The sequence below is a fragment of the Parasaccharibacter sp. TMW2.1882 genome (assembly GCF_023337635.1).
Taxonomy (GTDB): domain Bacteria; phylum Pseudomonadota; class Alphaproteobacteria; order Acetobacterales; family Acetobacteraceae; genus Bombella; species Bombella apis.
Map to the genome: position 1 here is coordinate 181329 of NZ_NWUT01000002.1, position 18879 is coordinate 200207.

Annotated in this window: 15 protein-coding genes; 5 read left to right on the top strand and 10 right to left on the bottom strand. The window is 60.2% G+C overall.

Annotated features, from left to right (window positions below; genetic code table 11):
• Positions 1-540 (bottom strand): DUF3576 domain-containing protein, encoded by a 540-nt coding sequence (locus CO583_RS06435; RefSeq protein WP_043558583.1) that lies wholly within the window; start codon positions 538-540, stop codon positions 1-3.
• Between the two features lie 543 nt (positions 541-1083).
• On the opposite strand from CO583_RS06435, the gene CO583_RS06440 reads away from it, so the two are divergent.
• The 5 genes from CO583_RS06440 to CO583_RS06460 all read left to right on the top strand — a co-directional run bounded on the left by CO583_RS06440 (position 1084) and on the right by CO583_RS06460 (position 8114).
• Positions 1084-1629: a hypothetical protein gene (locus CO583_RS06440; protein WP_103765224.1), complete on the top strand. Its 546-nt coding sequence runs from the start codon at positions 1084-1086 to the stop codon at positions 1627-1629.
• 83 nt (positions 1630-1712) lie between these two features.
• Positions 1713-5543: a Hint domain-containing protein gene (locus CO583_RS06445; RefSeq protein ID WP_248630631.1), complete on the top strand. Its 3831-nt coding sequence runs from the start codon at positions 1713-1715 to the stop codon at positions 5541-5543.
• Between the two features lie 90 nt (positions 5544-5633).
• Positions 5634-6620 carry an AEC family transporter gene (locus CO583_RS06450; protein WP_086442070.1) on the top strand — a complete coding sequence of 329 codons (987 nt, stop codon included), beginning with the start codon at positions 5634-5636 and terminating at the stop codon, positions 6618-6620.
• Complete coding sequence (locus tag CO583_RS06455) at positions 6617-7108, top strand: low molecular weight protein-tyrosine-phosphatase (RefSeq protein WP_086431275.1); 492 nt, start codon at positions 6617-6619, stop codon at positions 7106-7108. The genes CO583_RS06450 and CO583_RS06455 overlap by 4 nt, the downstream gene beginning before the upstream one ends.
• A gap of 58 nt (positions 7109-7166) precedes the next feature.
• Positions 7167-8114 (top strand): 2-hydroxyacid dehydrogenase, encoded by a 948-nt coding sequence (locus CO583_RS06460; RefSeq protein ID WP_248630632.1) that lies wholly within the window; start codon positions 7167-7169, stop codon positions 8112-8114.
• A gap of 79 nt (positions 8115-8193) precedes the next feature.
• On the opposite strand, the gene CO583_RS06465 is transcribed toward CO583_RS06460, so the two are convergent.
• The 9 genes from CO583_RS06465 to edd all read right to left on the bottom strand — a co-directional run bounded on the left by CO583_RS06465 (position 8194) and on the right by edd (position 18726).
• Positions 8194-8667: a TM2 domain-containing protein gene (locus tag CO583_RS06465; protein ID WP_248630633.1), complete on the bottom strand. Its 474-nt coding sequence runs from the start codon at positions 8665-8667 to the stop codon at positions 8194-8196.
• Between the two features lie 127 nt (positions 8668-8794).
• A complete protein-coding gene (locus tag CO583_RS06470) occupies positions 8795-9553 on the bottom strand; it encodes an NAD kinase (protein WP_043558284.1) in 759 nt (252 codons plus the stop codon).
• A gap of 8 nt (positions 9554-9561) precedes the next feature.
• Positions 9562-9951: a hypothetical protein gene (locus CO583_RS06475; RefSeq protein ID WP_081562697.1), complete on the bottom strand. Its 390-nt coding sequence runs from the start codon at positions 9949-9951 to the stop codon at positions 9562-9564.
• Between the two features lie 6 nt (positions 9952-9957).
• Positions 9958-11547 carry a bifunctional phosphoribosylaminoimidazolecarboxamide formyltransferase/IMP cyclohydrolase gene (gene purH / locus CO583_RS06480; RefSeq protein ID WP_248630634.1) on the bottom strand — a complete coding sequence of 530 codons (1590 nt, stop codon included), beginning with the start codon at positions 11545-11547 and terminating at the stop codon, positions 9958-9960.
• Positions 11548-11635: 88 nt separating this feature from the next.
• The gene (locus CO583_RS06485) at positions 11636-13171 is read right to left on the bottom strand and encodes an efflux transporter outer membrane subunit (RefSeq protein WP_248630635.1); all 1536 of its coding nucleotides are present in this window, start codon (positions 13169-13171) and stop codon (positions 11636-11638) included.
• Positions 13172-13173: 2 nt separating this feature from the next.
• On the bottom strand, positions 13174-14340 hold the full coding sequence (locus CO583_RS06490; RefSeq protein ID WP_248630636.1) for an HlyD family secretion protein: 1167 nt from the start codon (positions 14338-14340) through the stop codon (positions 13174-13176).
• A 52-nt stretch (positions 14341-14392) separates the two neighbouring features.
• Positions 14393-15991: an MFS transporter gene (locus tag CO583_RS06495; RefSeq protein ID WP_248630637.1), complete on the bottom strand. Its 1599-nt coding sequence runs from the start codon at positions 15989-15991 to the stop codon at positions 14393-14395.
• A 249-nt stretch (positions 15992-16240) separates the two neighbouring features.
• Positions 16241-16861 carry a bifunctional 4-hydroxy-2-oxoglutarate aldolase/2-dehydro-3-deoxy-phosphogluconate aldolase gene (gene eda, locus CO583_RS06500; RefSeq protein WP_043558277.1) on the bottom strand — a complete coding sequence of 207 codons (621 nt, stop codon included), beginning with the start codon at positions 16859-16861 and terminating at the stop codon, positions 16241-16243.
• A complete protein-coding gene (edd, locus tag CO583_RS06505) occupies positions 16858-18726 on the bottom strand; it encodes a phosphogluconate dehydratase (RefSeq protein WP_043558274.1) in 1869 nt (622 codons plus the stop codon). Before edd ends, eda begins: the two co-directional genes overlap by 4 nt.
• Positions 18727-18879 lie beyond the last annotated feature (153 nt).

The window sequence follows — 18879 nt, forward strand, 5'->3', positions numbered from 1 at the left end:
TTATTTCCCACCGCCGTTTTCGGCACGCAGCTGCCGGGCCCTCTCCAGAATACGGGCTGTGATATCCGCCGCCGTATTGGGAGCAGCCGGGGTATCCTGCCACTCTCCCCCATTGATGCGTGTCTGGCGGAAGACGCTCAGCCGGATGGCATCCGACCGCAGGCGACGGTCCAGCACATAGGCCGCAATCTTGAAACGCTCATCCTGCGTCCCCGGGGGCTGGTACCAGTCTGTCAGGATGACACCCCCCTGGGCATCGGCAGAGGCCATGGGCATGAAAGAAAGCGTATCGATCGCCCCCCGCCAGAGATAGGCATTCACCCCACCACGGAGCTGGTCATCACCACCCTGTGCGCCACGGTCCACACCCAGCAGATGGTTGCGGGGCAGCGTCAGCGAGGACGGATCCCTTGGCTTGCCACCACAGCCCGCCAGCCCCCCGACAGCCATCACCGCCAGCAGCGACAGTACCATGGGGCGGCGCAGGCTGCACCGGAGAATGGAAGAACGGGATACTGGGCGGGATGATGAAAGGAACATGGGCAAACCTGCAAAGGCCGTGCCAGGGCCGGTCTTGAACAAGGCTTCCAGCATGGCAGGGGTGGAAGCATCAACTGTCAGAACAGGTCCTTCATATCGTGTTCACCCTCACAGGCCAAGGGACATGGTACGATGACAGGCTTGCGAAACCGTAAAAAAAGCGCTAGCTAAGCGTTGCGTGTCCGCGTAGCTCAGCAGGATAGAGCACAGGATTCCTAAGATAATTGGGCACCGGGATGGCAAACCGCCCGGTGAATTCGCTCAAATTCGGGGAACGCTAACGCCATCATCAGGCCAGGCCAATCCCGAGCCAAGCCTGCCCATACGGGCAGGAAGGTGTAGAGACTGTACGGGCGACACCATGGCAGGCATAAGCCTGTGGTGAAGAGACAGTCCAGACCACGAACGGCCCTGGTACGGGTTCCGGCGGCGAAAGCCGAGGTGGCATGAATCCTGGGGTCGAGGGTTCGAATCCCCCCGCGGACACCACGCAGCACCGATAACAACCGTACTGCCGATGGAATGACAGCAGGGAAAACCCCCATGACCCAGAGAGACCTCGAGGCCCTGCGGACTTTCCAGGAATGGTTTGTCTCTCTTGCCGGCCCGGGCCTGATGCGTGTTCCCCTTCATCAGCCCACCTGCCAGAGAGACGGAATGGTCGCCATTACCCTGTACCGGCGCAATGGCTATCAGGCTGAACTGGGCTACATTCCACAAGGCAGGCGATACGCCATCTCCTTCCCTGAGGGGCAATATGCCCTCCTGTCCTTTCTTGGTGGATCGTTTGACTGTGATCCCTCCACCGTACCGGGTTTCCCAGACCCGGCTGGCCGGGCCTACCTGCCAGACAGGTTTCTGGAGCAGACAGGGCCTGATACCCACGCCCCGCAGATGGAACAGGTACACCCATGCCTGTCACTATCCACAGACATACGCACCATTGCCCTGACCAACGGTGCGCCCAGCCGGGTCGTGTTTTCATCACCCGAGGGAGATGGCGTTGTCCTTCTCTTCAGTTTTTACAAAGAAGGAGAGATGGCCAGCACTATCCGGCAACTGCACATGATCGCGGAAAAAGGACCCTGATTCTTCTGGCATTTCGTAACATGATGATTTATAATTGGTTAAAATTACCCGCCGCCAACAGACGCTGAGGGGCACTATCCGCCATGGCCACCTACTCCTATAACTCCAGCTACGACAATCTGAAAGCCATCGGAACCAACCAGGTTACTGGAAAAAGGAACTGGACCTTTATCCTGGGCGGCAACACGACCAGCACCACACAGGCACAGAGCAAACTCAACAATATTTACGTAGCCGGGACCGGTGGTCTTGGAAACAACATCTCGAACTCCCTCGCCTATGTCTATCAGAATACCCTGAACAACGGTATCGCCGTAAATGGCGGCTCTCTGGCTGCCGTCGGAAAAGTCGGTATCCTCTCGGGCGCCACAGCCCTTTCCGGAGCGTCCATCGAAGCTGTGGGGCAGGGAACCGTTCTGAATGGCATTGTCGGCTCGTCAGGGGCCGTCTTCGCAGGGGCTGTCACTCTCGCCCGCACCGACCCGAATGCGCCTTACGTCAACGGACCCGGCACGGCCATCAATCCCAGTGTCGGCTCTGGTGGATATGCGCTCGTAGGCGGTGGGGCCGCCGACTTCATCGTCAAAGGCTTCCAGGTCAACGGATCGGGTGGCCTCATGGTTGGCGGGACATTCAATCCTGGCAGCCTCTACGGAATTGGTAATGGGGGAACGGGAACCGGAGGCACCATCTTCGGCAGTCAGTCCGTTTTCTCCAACGGGCTCTCACAAAACCAGATCTTTGTCGGTAACAATGCTTTGCAGACAGTTGTCAGCAATGGTCTTTCCTCCAAAGCGACCATCATAGGCGGGACGCTTCTCAATTCCGGTGGAACCACATCCGGTGCCACGATCAGCAGTGGCGGGCAGATACGCATCACCGGCGGAACCTACGTCACCTGGCTGAATGCAGGCTATCAGAGCGTGACTGGCAGTTACGGGCTGGGGACCTCCTATGACGACACCATCACCTCCGGTGGCACGGAGGTGGTCGGCAGTGACGGAACCGTGTACCGCTCCGTCCTTTCCTCCGGGGCGGTCGGGACCATCCTCGGTGGAGGGACCTCCCTCTCTGCCAACATCGCCGGGGGAACGGAGACTGTCAGTTCCGGTGGTATCCTCAGCACAGGAACTGTCAGCAATAACGGTTCCATTTTTGTCTCTTCAGGGGGCTATGCCTCCAGCGTGGACATCAGCCAGGGTTATGCTGAGGTCACATCCGGAGGCATCGGCTCCGAATTCTCTGCCAGCAATGGCGGCACCATCCAGATTGATGGTGGCGCTTCAGTCAGCCATCCTGTCGTAAATAGCGGTGGTACCCTGACCATTGCCTCTGGTGCCGTCATTTCCAACGGGGCAACCATCAATGCCAGCCCCGATACCAGCATCGTTTTCCCTTCCGGGGCGACAGCGGACTATGTCGTGACCAACAATGGCACGACCCTCATCACTCCCGGGGCCACAATCCTCAACAATGTCGTGTACGCCACCGGTAGTGGTACAACCCTCCTCTCAGGCTCCGGTGCCACCATCGGGACGGCCCTTGCCGGGTTCAACCCCAACAGCAGCCTGGCCAGCCGCGGGACCATCGCTGTCAGCAACGGAGGGGTTCTCTCTGCTGCCACGGTCCAGCTGGGTGGGGCTGTCATTCTCGGCTCTGGCGGGACAGTTGGTGGTACTCTCAGCCTCCTCGGGGGGACGGGCTCGTTCCTCTCCGGCGGCAAGATGGATACCACCACGCCGTTGCAGGTTTCAGGCATCAGCACTTCCGTGCCCATGGGGACATGGGTTGGAGCACCGCTCGACACAGTAACATTTGGTGCCGCCCTTTATGTCGACTCCGGCTACAATTTCACGGAAATTGACGTTGGCAGCAAAGCCACAGCCACCATCAACGGAGGTACTGTCGGTACCTTCACGATCGGCAGCGGTGGGACCGACACCATTACAGGCGGGGCATCTGTCACATCTCTTGCGGCTACAAGCGGGCTGAGCACCATCTCCGGCGGAACTGTCGACAGTTTCACGGCCACAGGAGGGACCAACAATCTCGCCGCCGGGGCCTCCATCAATACGTTCAACGTCACAGGCGGTGTCAACAGCATTGGTTCTGGCGTGCTGGTCAACACGCTCAGCGCTGGCCCGGGGGCATCCCTCGCCCTCGCCAGTGGGGCGTCCGTCTCCAATGTCACGCTCAATGGCGTCAACCTCACCGTCCCTCAGGGCGGAGCAGGGATCACGCTTCTTTCTGCCCTCAATGGGGCTACGAGCATCATCAGTTCCGGCGCCCGGATCGACAGCGTCTTCCTCTCATCCGGTAAGGCAACTGTCACCTCCGGGGCCTTCATCAGCCGCCTGACCATCATGAGTGGCGCCTCTGGCGTTCTGAACTCGGGAGCTTCCGTCCAGCATGTCGAGGTAGCCAATGGCGGCTGGGTCAGCGGGGCCCGCATCGCCAACAACAGTGAACTGGCTGTTTCCTCCGGCGGGACAGCTCTTCAGACACTTGTCACCTTCGATGCCGGTACGGGGCAGCATTCTGGCGCCTCCTATACCATGGTCCAATCCGGCGGGACCCTCTCCGGGGCCTCCATTATCGGGGCTTCCGGGGCCAGCAGCAGCAACAATCTGGGGGGACTGCTGACTGTGGCCTCCGGGGCGGTGCTTCTCAACACGTCCATGGGCTATAACGCCCGCATCAAGGTGGATGGGCTGAAATACAGCAATTCCGGGAAGGTGACCATCAGGAATGGTACTCTGACAGTTACAGAAAATGGGCAGACCTGGGCGGTCGGTCTCCAGGGCAATTATGACGCCACCGGATTCGTTCTGAATGACGATGGACAGGGCAACACCATCATCGCCTATCAGAAATGCTTCCTGGCAGGCAGCATGATCCGCACCCCCAAAGGCGAAAAAGCCGTGGAGCGCCTGCGCAAGGGCGAACAGATCAATGTCTTTGTGGATGGCCGGGAAGAGATCCGTGACATCACGGCTGTCATCCAGCGTCGTGCCCGTGTCAACACATCCAGACCTGAAGACATGGCTGGCTGGTCTGTTCTCATCGCCAAGGATGCCTTTGGTGAGGGGCTGCCCAACAAGGACCTTTCCGTCACGCCAGAGCACTGCTTCTACTTTGAGGGCCGCTTTGTCCCTGCCCGTATGCTCGTCAACGGCACGTCCATCCGGTATGATCACAGTCAGGTTGAATACGATTATTACCACGTGCAGACGGAACCGCACTCTGTCATCTGGGCCAATGGTGTCCTGACGGAAAGCTGGCTGGATACGGATGAAGAAGATCTGTACAAACCGGAAGACGATTCCTCGGAAGATACCCTGAAGCTGGCAGAGCGTCATCAGCTCAACTGGGACGACCACGCCGCTGCGCCGCTGGATGTCTCCCAGACCTTCGTAAAGCCGCTGCATGACAGATTTGCCGCACGGGCCGTTGAACTCGGCATTGCCGAAGCCGGGACGTCGCACGGTGCGCCGCATGACGGCATGACAGCCGATCCTGCTCCCTATATCCGTCTGCCAGACGGGCGGACCATCCGGCCTCAGCGGCATGAAGCCGGGCGCTACCTCTTTGCCCTCCCGGCACATGCCCGCCAGGTCACGCTGGGCTCCCGGACATTCCGGCCCTCCGAAAGTATCGGCCCACACGTGGATGACCGACGTGAGCTCGGTATTCTGGTCGGACAGGTCTCCCTCTGGGTTGGCGAGAAGGAGCACATCATCACCCGCCATCTGACAGAAAAGAACCTGAAAGGCTGGGATGTCATTGAAGCCGGTCCCCATCGCTGGACGCAGGGTGAAGCAGAGCTTCTCCTGCATGATGCCCCCGCTGCCAGTGTTGGCCAGAACATGCTCAGCATTGAAGTACAGGCTGGCGGCCCCTACCGGCAGGTCTGACCACACCCCGGGGAAGCAGGATGGTTTCCCCGGGCTCCAAAACGTCATAGGCTGTTTCATCGCTTTCCAACGCAGGACTGATGGCAGCCCATGACAACAGGCCTTTTCCTGACAATCATAGAAGCCATCCTGCCCATACTGGTCACGCTCGGGCTGGGGTATCTGGCAGCATGGCGGCGGGATTTTGATTCCCATCAGGCGGGTGTCCTCATCCGCCTTGTCATGCTTTATGCCCTGCCGCTGGCCCTCTTGGCCTCCATTCTCAGCACTCCACGGGAGCGGGTCCTCTCTGCGGGCCCGCTGGCTGGGCTGATCCTTGTTGCCATGCTGGGCGTGTATGTCGTCCTCTTTGCCATCCTGCGCTGGGGGCTGGGACGCCGACAGGGAGAAGCAGCCCTGATCACCATGACCGTGACAGGCCCTTCTGTTCCCTTCATCGGGATTCCTGTTCTTGGGCAGCTCTTTGGCCCAACCAGCGCCGTTCCCATTTCCGTCGCTTCGCTCATCATGAATCTCTGTCAGATTCCGCTGACACTGATCCTGATGAATCACGACCAGCAGCGCCAACAACGGCAGCAACAGGATGCCGAAACAAACCCCACATGGCAGACCACGCTACGAGAGCTGGGGGGCCATCTGCTCCATTCCTGCCGGGAACCCGTCGTCTGGGCGCCGATGCTGGCCTTCCTGATGGTTCTGGCCAATATTCACCTGCCCCTCCCCCTCAAAAGTTCACTCCAGCTGCTGGGACACGCCACGGGCGGCACGGCGCTGTTTGCCTCCGGGGTTGTCCTCTGCGCCCGGCAGGTCCGCTTCAGCCTGCCTGTAGGACTCATGGTGCTGGGCCGAAATGTCCTTATCCCTCTTGGTGTCTGCATGCTGGCCTTTGTCTGGCACCTTCCCTCTCTGACCTTGCAGGAAGGTGTCCTCGCCATGGCCATGCCCAGCGCTGCCATGAATGTCATTCTCGCCATGCGCTATCACATGATGGAGCGTGAAATCGCCTCGGTCCTTTTTTTCGGTACGATCAGCTCCATATTGACTCTGGCATTCTTCATATGGCTGACAAACGCATGACAAATTCATCCTCCTTTCCTTCATTTCTTTTTGTCTGCACCGGCAATATCTGCCGTTCTCCTCTGGCAGAGCTGGCCATGCGCCGGGAGGCGGAACAGCGCGGCCTGATGGTCGACATTGATTCCGCTGGCACGGGGAACTGGCATGAAGGCGACCGGCCTGACCCCCGTGCCCGTGCCACGGCACGGCGCCATGGTCTGGATGGCAACCAGCTCCGGGCCCGCCAGGTCAGGACCGTGGATTTTGACCGCTTCGACCATATCATCGCACTGGACCGGTCCCACCTTGCTGCCCTGAAAAAGCTTCAGCCTGCTGGTAGCAAGGCCCATGTCAGCCTTCTGCTGGACCATGTTTCCGGTCGGCAGGGGGATGATGTGGTCGACCCCTATTACGGTCCTGAAGAAGGCTTTGAAACTACGTGGCGGGATGTTGAAGCGGGCTGCAAGGCTCTGGCTGCCCGCTTTCTGGACAGACCTTCCACCTGCTAGGCAGCGGTCAGGTTGGACCTGATCCCCGCCTGCTCCCCACCTCTTGAAAGTGCGCATCATGACGGCAACACCAAAGACACAGCAGCATCTTCTCCTGCTGGAACCGCTCCCGGAACCCACACTGGCAACGCTGGGGGAACATTTCGTCATCCATCACTTCAGCACCATGGATGAACTAAAAAAAATCGCACCGGAAATCCGGGCCATTGCCACGGGCGGGTCCTATGGTGTGGCACCGGAGGTCATGGCCGCCCTCCCCCATCTGGAGATCATCGCCGTCAATGGCGTCGGGCTGGACAGGATTGACCTTGCAGAAGCCAGGAGGCGGCATATCCGGGTTACCGTCACCACGGACATTTCCACCAATGACGTGGCCGACATGGCCATGCTCCTCCTGCTGGCCCTGAAGCGGAATCTCAGAAGCAATGAGCAGTTCCTGCTGAATGGCAGCTGGGCGGCTGGGAAACTGCCCCCTCTGGCTCATTCTCTCAATGGTCGGAAACTGGGAATCGCCGGTTTTGGTCGCATCGGTCAGGCCGTAGCCCGGCGGGCACAGGCCAGCAACATGGAGGTCGCCTACTTCAACCCCCACCCCCGTGAAGGCAGCCCTCTGACTTTTGAACCCAGCCTTGAAAAACTGGCCGCATGGGCGGATGTGCTCGTCATCACCCTTCCTGCCACTGCTGCCACAAAACATATCGTCAATGCCGACATACTGGCAGCACTTGGCAAGGATGGTGTGTTGATCAACACAGCCCGGGGCAGCGTGATTGATGAAGAAGCCCTGCTGGCCGCCCTGAAGGACAGGACGATCGCCGGGGCGGGGCTGGATGTCTTCCAGAATGAACCGACCATCAATCCGGCTTTTTCCACGCTGGACAATGTCGTGCTCCAGCCCCATCAGGCCTCCGCCACCATCGAGACACGGCTGGCCATGGGGCAGAACATCATCGACAACCTGCTGGCTCACTTCAGCGGGAAACCCCTGCTTACACCAGCCTGCTGACCCCTACGAAACATTACAGCCCGGGCCCCGTCAGACGGGTACCCGGGCTGCAAAATTCACCCTGCTGGAGCAGGCAGGCTCAGAACCATTCCTTGCGGTTCTGTACATAGATCCGATAAAAATCTTTATCAGATTTTGTCAGGTAAATCACTCCCTCGATGAAGGCGATCAACCCGATGATGACGGGAGGGAGCACCAGAATACACCCCAGAACCGACACCAGCAGCATGATCAGACCTGCCCGGGTGTATCCCAGATAAAATTTGTGGATGCCCAGCCCACCCAGAAAGAAGGCAAAAATCCAGGCAGCCGTTTGGGACTTGCCACCCACCTCTTCAAAGAGATTTCCTGCTGGCGTCTGGCCAGACCCGGGCACGATGAAAATGGACAGGGCCTCATCACCCTGCACATCAAAATCGACAACTGCACCATTCTTCAGTAAGGCACCTTCAGAGCCGAAGCTGGCCCCCTTGAAAGAGTAACGTTTTTCATCGTTCCCGCTAATGATGCCCTCACCATTGCGTATATCGTAGTTCAGGATCGTCCCGCGCATCTCATGTCTCCATCTTTACTGATTGGCCAAAACATTAAAATGAATTCGATCAGACATAAAGGAACATTTCTGTCAGAATTCCTCCCCAGACAGAAAATTGCTCCACTGGCATTTAAAAAGTAATGATTTATTCAGCAAACTGTTCCGCAATGATCCGTTCGGACAGGCTGTGATCAGGATCGAAAAGAAGCGTCACCTTCTTTTCATCGTCCAGCCTGACGATGACCTCACTCACGTCACGGATCTCCTCAGGCCCGGCCACAGCCGAAGCGGGACGCTTGTCCGTGTCATAAAGCGTAAAACGGACTGTCACGCCTGCAGGCAGGAGAGCCCCCCGCCAGTGCCGGGGCTGGAACGGAGAAATGGGCGTGAGAGACAGCAGCTCCGCCCCCAAGGGAATGATGGGCCCATGGGCCGACCGGTTATACGCTGTTGAACCAGCCGGCGTAGCCAGAATGATGCCATCACAGATCAGACGGGACATCCGCACCCGGCCATCAATCTCAATGCCTATATGAACCGTCTGACGGGTCTCCCGATACAGAAACACGTCATTGAAACCAACACCTTCATGCAGCTCGCCAGACTTTGTCCGGGCCCACATGTGCAGGGGAGCAATCTCCGTATGCTGGGCATAAGCCAGCCGCTGGGGCAGGTGATCCTCCGCCGGGCTGTTCATGAGGAAACCGATTGTCCCATAATTCATGCCAAAGACAGGAATATCACTGCCACAGATATGCAGCAGCGTCTCCAGCATGAAGCCATCCCCCCCCAGACACACCAGCACCTCGGCCTGGTCCAGCGGGACATTGCCATAACGCTCAGTAAAACGCTCCAAGGCTTCCTGTGCAGCCTCGGTGGAAGCAGCAACAAAGGCAATGTTCATGGAACGGCTCAGGGAGACCCGCCACCCTGATGCTCGATCACATCATAGGCAGCTGAACCGGGGTAGGCCCCTTTGCGGACATCCAGGACCGAAGGACAGACCAGCCTGTCCTTGTCGTACAGGGCCAGTACCCAGATTTTCCGCCCATCGAGGCTGACCAGCCCATGCACCTTCACCTCATTGGCCAGACGCACGAACGGCAGCAGGGATTCCGGCATGACAACATCCCGCCCATCAGCGAACAGGACCCCATCACCCGTAATGCGACTGACCGTACCGGTGAAGACCGGAACGGGCTTCACGTCATACTGGCAGTCGGCTGCCTGAGCCACCACAGGAAGCCCGCCCAGCAGGCTCCCCATCAGGACGAAAAGAGCAGAAAATCGGGTGATCATCATGGAACCTCAATGTCTGAAGTGGCGCATCCCCGTGAAGACCATGGCAATCCCGGCAGCATCGGCTGCGTCAATCACTTCCTGGTCCCGGATGGACCCACCGGGCTGGATGACAGCCGTGGCCCCTGCGGCAACCACACTCTCCAGCCCGTCCGCAAAGGGGAAGAACGCATCGGAAGCAGCAACGGACCCTTTTGTCAGAGCCTCGGACTCCCCGGCTGCATGTGCGGCATCCTCACTCTTGCGGGCGGCGATCCGGGCACTGTCCACACGGGACATCTGCCCGGCACCGATGCCCACCGTAGCCTGATTCTTCACATAGATCACGGCGTTGGATTTCACATGTTTGGCAACACGGAAGGAGAAGAGAAGATCCGCCATTTCCTGCGCTGTCGGCTTGCGTTTGGTCACGACCTTCAGCATGTCCTCCGTGACATGCCCGTTATCCCGGCTCTGGGCAAGGAACCCGCCAGAAACGGACCGGAAGGACAGGCCCGGAGCCTGTGCATCCGGCACACCTCCGGTCAGCAGCAGGCGCAGGTTCTTCTTCTTCGCCAGAATGGCTTTCGCCCCCTCATCAGCATCAGGAGCCACGATCACCTCGGTAAAGATCGCACTGATCTGCTCCGCCGTAGCCTCATCCAGCGTGCGGTTCAGGGCCACGATTCCACCAAAGGCTGAAACCGGATCGCAGCGCAGCGCAGCCTTCCATGCCTCAACCAGCGTGGCGGCAGAAGCCACACCACACGGATTGGCATGTTTGACGATCACCACCGTCGGCTCGTCAAACTCGGCCACAGCCTCGAAGGCAGCATCCGTGTCATTCAGGTTGTTGTAGCTCAGAGCCTTGCCCTGAATCTGCCTTGCCGTGGCCAGACCGGGCCGAGCACTGCCATCCCGATAGAAGGCCGCTGCCTGATGGGGATTCTCACCATAGCGCAGCAGCTCGTCACGCTGGCCGGAGAGTGTCAGGACCGGCGGCAGGGCGACCTTGCCCTCTTCATCACCCTGGCGGGTAAACCAGGCGGAGATCATGCCATCATAAGCTGCCGTATGGGTGTAGGCCGCAGCGGCCCAGCCCCGGCGTTCGGCCAGCGTCGTGCCGCCCTGCTCCAGAGCCGCCAGAAAGCCCGCATACTGGGCCGGGCTTGTCAGGATGGCCACGGAGGCAAAATTCTTGGCGGCAGCCCGCACCATGGCCGGACCACCAATATCGATATTCTCCACGCACTGCTCTGCATCCGCACCGGATGCCACCGTGGCCGCAAAAGGATACAGATTGACGCAGACCAGATCGATCGGCGCAATGCCATGTTCCTGCATCTGCGCCTTATGCTCTTCCTTGTCCCGCCGCCCAAGGATACCGCCATGAATCCACGGTACCAGCGTCTTGACCCGGCCATCCAGAATCTCGGGGAAGCCCGTATGCTCGGAGACTTCCTTTACCGGCAGGCCAGCCTCACGCAGCGTGCGGGCCGATCCACCCGTGGAGAGGATTTCAACATTCCGGGCCACGAGGGCACGGGCCAGATCAACCAGCCCTGTCTTGTCGGAAACGGACAGAAGGGCACGACGGGGAGAAAAGCGTGTATCAGTCATGCTTGTGGCATATCCCTCACCTTCCGGCTGTGCAAGACAGATTCACATCACGACCTCGCAAAAAAGCCACGTTTCTGTCTCCCCAGCCCTACCGGACCGATCTTTCCCCGCTCCTTCCTCCAGCCTCTGCCGTCATGCGCTGCTCGGTGGCAGCCAGCACGGGCTGCCAGCCCCCACCCAGTGCCCGATAAAGACTGACAGCGGCCAGTGTCGTCTCCATCCGCAGATCCGCCAACGTCACCTGACTGGAGAGCAACATGGACTCCGCCCGGTCCACTTCCAGAAAAGGTACGGCCCCATCCTCATATTGCAGGCGGGCAGCCCGGTAAGCCTTCCGGTTCTGCGCCACAAGTTCCGTGACATGCTGATAGCGGAGCTGAATCTGGGCCAGCCTCGTGATGGCATCATCCACATCCCGCCACGCATTCAGGACCGTCTGCCGATACGCCAGAGCAGCTTCCTGCTGCTCGGCCTTCTTCAGGGACAGCGTGCCCCGCAGGCGCCCCCCCTCAAAGATCGGCACGTTCACGGTCGGGCCAAGCGTGAAATACTTGGCCGCAGGCATGAAGAAGTCCCCGGCCGAAAGGCTCTGCGTCCCCAGATTGCCCGCCAGATTGATATCCGGATAGAAGGCCGCCTTCGCTGCCCCGACCTCCGCCGTGGCCGCATGGAGGCGGGCATCCGCCACCATGATATCCGGCCTGCGCTGCGCCAGACTGGAGGGCACATCCACCCCGACAGAAACGGGCACATCCAGCTGGGGCTGGACCGGCAGAAGGTCCTCCTCCAGCGCACGGGGCGGAAGGTCCAGCATGACCCCCATCGTGTTGATCAGGGCGGCCTGCATGTCTCGCAGGGGCGGCAGGGCACTGTCCGTCTGCTCCACCTGCCCACGGGCCTGCGCCACTTCCAGATCATTGGCCGCCCCCTCCTTCTGGCGGGCCAGCACGAGGGCCAGATCATGCCGCACGAGGGCCTGATGCCGTTCTGTCAGGCCTATCTGGGCCTGAACCGCCCGCAGGCGCAGATAGGCCTCCACGAAATCGGCCAGACGGGCCAGCGCAATGCCACGGGCATAGGCCTGCTGCTCGTCCACACGGGCCTTTCCGGCTTCCACAAGGCGACGGATGCGGCCAAACACATCCATGTCCCACGAGGCCGAGCCGATATTGGCATACTGCTCATATTGCAGGTTGGAGCCCGGAGCTGGCTGGGCGAGCGTCAGGAAGCCCTTCCGGCTCTGCTGTGTCCATGTATAGGACCCGGCCCAGTTCAGGCTGGGAACACCTTCCGCCGCCACGACCTTCAGCTGCCCCCGGGCCTGAAGCACACGGGTGGCGGCCTGCCGGATATCCAGATTCTCCCGGGAGAGCCGCTCCACAAGCCGGTTCAGGACCGGGTCATGCCATTGCTGCCACCAGCTGACATCCACCGTGGCCGGACTGGTGAAACCACGGCTCCGCCTCTCCCGCACATCCGCCGCCTTCTGCCAGGCGGCAGGCCGATCGTTCTCCTTCGGAGTATGATAGTCCGGCCCCATCCGCACACATCCACCCAGAGAGACCAGCCCCAGCATGGCCCATCTGGCCACTTTCCCCCGACCGCAGACAGACAGACCCTTCATGCTCATTTGTCCGTCACCGCCCGGTCCGTCCGGGTCTGCGCCCTGACCACGGAACTCAGCCCCGTATCCACGGTCGTCTCGACAGAGAAACCCATCCGCAGCAGGCGGGCCAGAGGCTGCCCCGGCACCAGCGTGATCTTGACGGGCAGACGCTGGACGATCTTGGTGAAGTTGCCGGTCGCATTCTCCGGGGCCAGAGGCGCAAAGGCCGCACCGGAGGCCGGAGGCACGCTGTCCACAACACCATCAAGGTCGATGTCGTACGCATCCACATGGATGTGGGCCTTCTGGCCGGGGCGCATGTGCTGGAGGGCCAGCTCCCGATAGTTCGCCTCGATCCAGAGCTGGTCCATCGGCACGACCACCATCAGGGCTGCGCCATCAGGCACATAGTTGCCGCTCTGCACCGTGCGCTCCCCGACCATGCCATCAAAGGGCGCACGGATGGCCGTATAGGACAGGTTCAGCTCGGCCTGATGCACCCGTGCCCGGTCCACGTCCACCTGACGGCGGCTGGAATCCTGCCGGGCCTCCAGCACACGGAGCTGCGCCTCGGCGGCATCCCTCTGGGCCTCCGCTGCCTGAAGGGACGCCGTCAGATCATCCAGACTGGCCCGGGTCCGCTCACCCTCTTCCCGGCTGCCTGCACCATTGAAGGCCAGATGGGCATAGCGGCTGGCATTCTGCCGTGCGAACAGGAGCTGGGCGGAAAGCTGGGCCACCCGTGCCTTTGCCTCGGCAATGATGGCGGGCTGGCGGGCCACGCTGGCAGCGGCATCCATCACGAGGGCACGGTCATGGGCTTCCACCGCCCGGGCCTGGTCCAGGGCCGTCTGATAGTCCCGTGGGTCCAGCTGCACCAGAATGTCCCCGGCATGGACGGTCTGGTTGTCATCCACCGGGACGGACACGACCTGCCCCGGCACACGGGGAGCAATGACGCTGTAATGGGCCGTCACGTAGGCATCATTCGTCCAGACATGCGCTGCGGGCACAAAAACAATGACCAGCACGCTGATGATGAAGGCAAGGATGATCCCCCCGGCCAGCAGGAACGGCCAGCGTCGCCGTCTTTCCCGTGCCAGAGCAGCCCCGTCACTCGGAACCGTTCTGGTGACACTGGCCTGCGGGCGGGCATCTCCGGCCTGTTTGTCTGATTTCTGCGTCATCCCCATCTCCCCCGCCTTGTCATGCCCATCATCCCGTGTCTCTGCTCTTCCCTCATGCCCTGACTGTCTCCTTGTGATGAGCTGCCGGATGGTCAGGGGATTTCCTTGCTCCACGGGGAGCGAACACGACCCATGGCGGATAGGTTCGCACGGGGACAAGCAGGATGAAAACCATCAATACCCCCAGCAGGGCGGCCAGAACGCAGAACAGGTCCGACAGGGTCAGAACGGCTGTCTGATGATGGAACTGCTCCTTGAGGTACCCCATGCTTCCCCGATAGCGGGGCCGTCCGTCCGGCAGGAGCGGTGTCGGACTCTGGATGAGCGGGCTGCTGCCCTGCACCAGCGCATAACGATACTGCCCCAGATGATCCGCCAGCCTGTCCGAATGAAGCCCGCCCCGCCAGCGGCCCACAAGCTCCATCAGCCATGTACCACCAACCATCATGAAGGCCCGTGGCATGTTCACCAGAGCCACGGCAAAGGGCGATTCTTCCGCCACCACAGCATTGGTGGACATCAGCAGAAGGGAGGACAGCACCATCACACCACCAATCCCCTGAAGAAACTGCCAGAGATAGAATTCCGGCCTCTGCCACACGGAAGTGACCAGTGAATCTCCACAACAGGCGATGAACATGCAGACCATGCCGAAGAAGCCGACAATCCGGCAATCCACATCCCGCCGGTTGAGCAGGTAACCCACCAGCGGGGCTATGGCGATCTCCACGGCGGCGACTTCCAGCGTCACGAGATAGCTCTGCTCGGGCCGGTACCCCACAACCTTCGTCAGGAACTGCAAGGGCACGGCGGAGGCCGAAAGGGACACCACCACGAACAGGCTGATCCCCCCGACCCCGTAAATGTAATTGTTCCGGCTGAGCAGCTGAAAACGGAAAAACGGCAGAGGATGCTTCCATTCATTCCAGATCAGCAGTGGCACAGCTGCCAGCCCGATGGCGCCCAGCACACAGACCAGCGGTGAATTGAACCAGTCCAGCCAGTCCCCAAGGGAGAGGACGGTCGTCAGGCACCAGGCCGCCACGGCAAAGAACAGAAGGCCATACCCGTTGAAAATATGGAGCCGATGATGCTGTGGCTCCATGACGGGCATCCCGTACCAGATGAGCAGCCCTGCCAATGCTCCCAGCGGAATGGCCTGAAGGAAGATCCACTGCCAGCTGAGCAGGTCCGTCCATAATCCGGCAAGCATTGTCCCAAGATAGGGGAAACAGGTGGAAACCAGCGTGTAGGCCACCAGGCCATAGGCCCGGAGGTTGAAGGGCAGTATCTTGAGAATGGAAAACATGAGCAGCGGGATGGCGAAACCACCGGCCAGCCCCTGCACACTCCGCAGGATGTAAAGCAGGAGCGGCGTCTGGCAGAACGCCGTGGGCACGATGCTGCACACCGCCAGTCCCAGCACGAAAAAGGCCCACCGCCGCAGGCTGAAAGTAATGGCCATCCACGGCGAAAGTCCGGCCCCGATGACCTGTGCTGACGTATAGAGACTGACAAACCAGCGGGACGGATCATGGCTCAGTCCCATCCCGCCCATGATGTCATTGAGACCCTGCGCCGAGACCTGTTCGTTCAGTGTCGTCATGATGGCCGTCAGCAGCACACCGGACAGGCCGATGATTGACGTCATATGAGCACGAACAGCCTGCAACAATCCCTCCTGACTGACTGGTCAGAGTTGTATCAGGGAACGGGATACATTTTAACTGAAAGATCACTTTTTCATGATTATCCGACCAGTCTGTTACCTGAATACAACAGGCACCCCGTCCACACTCTTTCCTGTAGCGAGATACAAAAATGGCGGGGTACAGCCATGCCGTACAGCCCGCCATCTTTCAGACCGGGGGAACTCCCCCCGGTTCATGCAGCGCCAGTCTTAGCGCAGGCCCAGAGCCTTGGTCCGCTTGGCGACTTCCTCAGGAGACGCATCGCCAGCTGTCAGCCAGGAACCACCGACACAGCCAACGGTCGGCAGGGCCAGCCAGTCCTTGTAGGTAGCCTCGGTGATGCCGCCTGTCGGGCAGAAACGCACGCCAAGGTTGCCAAACACGGCGGACAGACCCTTGAGGGCCGGGATGCCACCGTTGGTCATGGCCGGGAAGAACTTGAAGCGGCGCAGCCCCAGGTCCAGACCCATCATGATGTCGCTGGCATTGGCCGTGCCGGGCAGGAACGGAATGTCACGCTCCAGCGCACCCTTGGCCAGAGCCGGCGTGATGCCCGGGCTGACGATGAACTTCGCACCGGCCTTGATGGCCTTGTCCATCTGCTCGGTATTCAGCACCGTACCGGCACCGACCAGAGCTCCCTCAACCTTGGACATCTCAGAGATGACATCCAGAGCAGCCGGTGTACGCAGTGTCACTTCCAGAGTGGAGATGCCACCAGCGACCAGAGCCTCGGCGATCGGACGGGCCTTGGCCACATCCTCAACCACCAGAACAGGCATAATCGGGCTGCGGTCCATCACCGCATCCAGTCTCTCGATGTAGCTCATACCTCGGTTCCTTTCTCAACATCGTCACCGATTTCTTCAAGTTCACGATCCATCATGAACAGCATCGGTGAAGCACCCTCTTCGGCGGACGGAGCCACCTCACGCATGAGGGCGAACAGTTCACGCCCCGTACCGGCTGTCGCACGGTGCGGCTTGGTCGGCGTGCGGGCGGCCCATTCCTTCTCATCCACCAGAGCTTCCAACTTGCCGGTGCGGGCACAGACACGGATGACATCGCCATCACGCACCTTGGCGAGCGGTCCGCCCACCTGGGCTTCTGGACCAACATGCACCACGGCCGGAACCTTGCCGCTGGCACCGGAGAGACGGCCATCCGTCACCAGAGCCACCTTGAAACCCTGGTCCAGCTCGACGCCGAGGGACGGGATCAGATTGTGCAGCTCGGGCATCCCGTTGCCGCGGGGCCCCTGGCCGATGACGACCACAACGACATCACGATGCAGCTCGCCAGCCTTCTGGGCCTCCTTCACGGCGGTCTGGGACTGGAAGACACGGGCCGGAGCCTCGATGGTCAGCAGGTTGTCTGCCACGGCGCTGGACTTGTACACGCCACGACCCAGATTGCCCTGAAGCAGCTGGATACCCCCCACCGGGTGGAACGGCTCCTTCGCACCACGCAGGATTTCCGGATCGCTGGAAGGCTTGGCCGGCGTGTAGACGACGTTCTTGTCATTCCCCATCAGGGCACGCTTGGCGTAGTCCTCAAGGCCGTTTTCGGAGATGGTCGGAGCATCACGGTGCAGCAGACCTGCATCGGACAGCTCGGCGATGACCGTCGGCAGGCCACCAACCTCGTTGAACTTGTTCACATCGGACGGACCGCTCGGATAGACCTTGCAGAGTGTCGGCACGACGGCGGAGAGATCGGAGAAATCTTCCCAGTTCACGATGATGCCAGCAGCACGGGCCACGGCCGGGATATGGATGGTATGGTTCGTGGAACCACCTGTTGCCATCAGGCCGACAATCGCATTGACGATGGCCTTCTCATTGACAACTTCCGCCATCGGGCGGGGATCCTTGCCCTTGTTGCTGATCTCGACCAGACGATGCACACCGGCACGTGTCATGGCCTGACGCAGTGGCGTATCAACCGGAATGAAGGAGGAATCCGGCATCATCAGCCCAAGGAACTCCGCCATCATCTGGTTGGTATTGGCCGTACCATAGAAAGTACAGGTCCCTTCGCTGTGATAGGAAGCCATTTCGGCTTTCATCAGCTCATCCTTGCCGATCTTGCCCTGCACATAGAGCTGACGGACACGGACCTTTTCCTTGTTCGGCAGGCCGGAGGTCATCGGGCCGGAGGGGATCAGCATACCCGGCAGGTGGCCGAAGCGCAGCGCACCCATCAGCAGGCCCGGCACGATCTTGTCGCAGATGCCAAGCAGAGCAACACCATCATACATGGCATGGCTGAGACCGACAGCCGTGGACTGGGCGATCACATCACGGGAGAACAGGGAGAGGTCCATCCCCTCCTGCCCCTGCGTAACGCCGTCACACATGGCCGGAGCCCCACCAGCAACCTGAGCCGTGGCACCAACCTCACGCGCAAAAACCTTCATCTGCTCTGGATAACGGCCATAGGGCTCGTGTGCGGAGAGCATGTCATTATAGGTCGTAATGATCCCCAGATTGGGACGCTGCTCAAACACCAGCTCCTGCTTGTCAGCAGCGCTGGAGGCAGCGACGGCGTGAGCCAGGTTGCCACAGGTCAGCCGGGACCTATCTGCACCTTTTTCACGATTACGCTCCATAAGAGTGAGGTAACGACGGCGGGACGTCTTGGACCGCTCAATAATTCTGGACGTTACACTCTCAACAACGGAATTCAGAGACATTGAAGCACTCGCTGTTCGGCTGGACACCCCACAGACAGACGGATAATTCCCCCTGAGAGACACGGCATCATATTATCATCGCTCGCTTTCCACTCTCATCGAGGAAAGCATGCATCGCCTTTTTTAGGGAAAGACGTCTCACCGGGCAAGCGG